Below are 2432 nucleotides of genomic sequence, written 5' to 3' on the forward strand. Positions count from 1 at the left end.
GTTAGCTGTACGAATAAGGAAGTCCATGAAACTATCTGAAATAATAACCAAAGATGGTGAAACAATAGCAATAGGAAAGTTTACATTGTTGGTCGGCCCCAATAATGTAGGTAAGTCTCAGACCCTGAAAGATATACACCGTAAATTGCTAAAGGGGCACAAGGCAGAAACCACACTGATCAAAGAAATAAAAATTGATAGGCCTGAGAGCTTCGAAAAGCTCTATGAAGGTTTAGATGTACGCGTTGATCAGGTGAATGTAGGGCATCATATAATTGACAGTGTTACTTCGGATTTTGATCAAAACTCCATGATCAGGATTCAACTCGATCCTCACAAAGAACAGTTTGATCGCGAGCAACAACTAGATTACACATATTTAGGTATGAGTAAATTCAGGGTATTCTATATGAACTCTGAATCAAGGCTAAAAATCGCGAGTAAATCACCAAACTATATTCCAGAAGAAACCTCTCCAAAAAACTTACTTCAAGCACTTTACGGTTCATCTGGAGAGTTTGATGAAAAGCTAAGAAGTGCATTCCAGTCAACCTTTGGCATGGATATTAGACTTGATTATAGTGCGGGATTAGAGTTGAGGTTAGCGGTATCGAAAGAGTTCCCTTGTGTTCCAGAGGACCCAAGAGCTGCTTATCCTATCATGAAACAATATCCTTCGATTGAGCTGCAAGGGGATGGATTTCGAAGTTTTGTTGCAGTAGTTCTTAGCCTTCTATTATCTAAAGACAAAGTAGTTCTTCTCGATGAGCCGGAGGCATTTCTTCATCCTGAACAAGCAAGAAGGCTTGGAAAGTGGATTTCCGATCACGTCAGTGATTTTCCGTGTCAAATTATAGTTGCGACACATAACTCAAATTTTCTATCTGGGCTTTTGTCTGGCAGTCAATCCGCTGATATCTACAGGCTTAATCGAATAAATGACACCACGAAATTCAACAAAATAACCTCGGAGGCTACGCAGGCGTTATCCAGGTCTCCTATTCTATCTAGCCAAAGAGTCCTTGAGGGAATTTTTTCTAAGGGTGTTGTGGTTTGTGAATCTGATACAGATAGAATTATTTATAATGCCGTTGCTGTCCATGAGCACAAAAATCAAGAAATCTTATTTATTCATGCACACAATAAGCAGACCATTAAGGATGTTGTGAAGCTATTGAAAGATGCTTCAATACCAACGGTTGGCGTTGTAGATATTGACATCTTAAATTCCGAATCAGATCTTTCTAATGCGATATCAGCTTTTAAATTAGACTTTGATAAGTCTACGATATTATCTATTAGGAGAGAAATTGCATCACAAATAGAAAGTGTTTCTGAAGATCAAATCTTAGAAAAACTGAAAGATGACTTGTCGGAATTGATGTCTCAAATAAGCCGGAATGAACATTCATTATCAGGCGCTAGAGGGGCGCTAAATAGAGTTCGTTCTGAATCTACAAAATGGTCAGAGTTGAAGAAAAAAGGACTTGAATATTTGGATGAGTCTTGGAGAGAAAAAGCTGAAGAATTGATAAATGGCTGTAAAGAGTTAGGCCTATTCATAGTTCCGGTAGGTGAGCTTGAGGGTTGGATGGATTTGGGGGTTAGAAAGAACAGATGGGCACTACCCGCCTTGGAGAAAATTTATGCCAATGAATGCCCTGCGAGTCTCGCGGATTTTGTTGGTTCAATTGCCGACAGTATTTACGGAGAATACAGCAGCTAACAAGTCAAAGCACACGGACGCAGAAATTCTGCGCCGGTGTTTGAGGCGTTACACCTCTCCATAGGAATCGAGATGGAATTCAAGTTTAATTTTGACAAGTTGCTTAGTAAAGCAGCAGAGAATGCAAAGAAGCATATTGATGGAGTGACTATCAACTTGCCATTTGTTTCCTTTTCGGTAAAACCAACAGATGTTGAGAAAAAGGTAGCAAGGGAGCTATTGGTAAGGCTGCCCGATAAAAGGGTTCTAAGCTCAAAGGAATGCTGCGATAACTGTATTGATAATTCCCTTGCGTCCCTTCAGGACATCCGCAGTATTTTGGTCGAGGCCCAAGTTAAACTTACGGACTTCCATGATGGAGGTTTGTATCTGCTGACTGAGCTCATGGCCGAGGGCGTGCGGCAGTTCATAACTTATGAAGAGCGGCTACGTGTCGACCCATCGTTAAAAGATGAGGCTCAATTTTCTGACTTCTATCGTCCAAGAGATATTCAGTATGAATATTTCGAAGTCCTGGAGCAACTAAGGTTCCACATGCATAGCTGTCTTACTCAGGTTGCGACAATCGCCGACATGAAAACCCCAAAAATCGATAGCTATCTAAAAGCAGATGATGAATGGTTGTTGTCGCTATACCATCAGCCACGCCAGCTTATCGGGAATCAAGGTGTAATCGGATAGCCGGGGGTTTTTCTCCCCCGGCCTC

2 protein-coding genes are annotated in these 2432 nt (G+C 41.0%); both read left to right on the top strand.

Translation table 11 applies throughout. The features are described from left to right. On the top strand, positions 1–1726 hold a 1726-nt coding region (locus tag LQ956_RS14760), incomplete at its 5' end, for an ATP-dependent nuclease (protein ID WP_238630322.1). A gap of 72 nt (positions 1727–1798) precedes the next feature. Beyond that, positions 1799–2407: a DUF6650 family protein gene (locus tag LQ956_RS14765; protein WP_238630384.1), complete on the top strand. Its 609-nt coding sequence runs from the start codon at positions 1799–1801 to the stop codon at positions 2405–2407. The last annotated feature ends 25 nt before the right edge of the window (positions 2408–2432 follow it).

Origin of the sequence: Ectothiorhodospira lacustris (genome assembly GCF_022227845.1) — a bacterium.
GTDB lineage: Bacteria > Pseudomonadota > Gammaproteobacteria > Ectothiorhodospirales > Ectothiorhodospiraceae > Ectothiorhodospira > Ectothiorhodospira lacustris.

Excerpts from the sequence above, each read along its gene's own strand:
- LQ956_RS14765 (WP_238630384.1), top strand. The coding sequence starts at position 1,799 with ATGGAATTCAAGTTTAATTTTGACAAGTTGCTTAGTAAAGCAGCAGAG.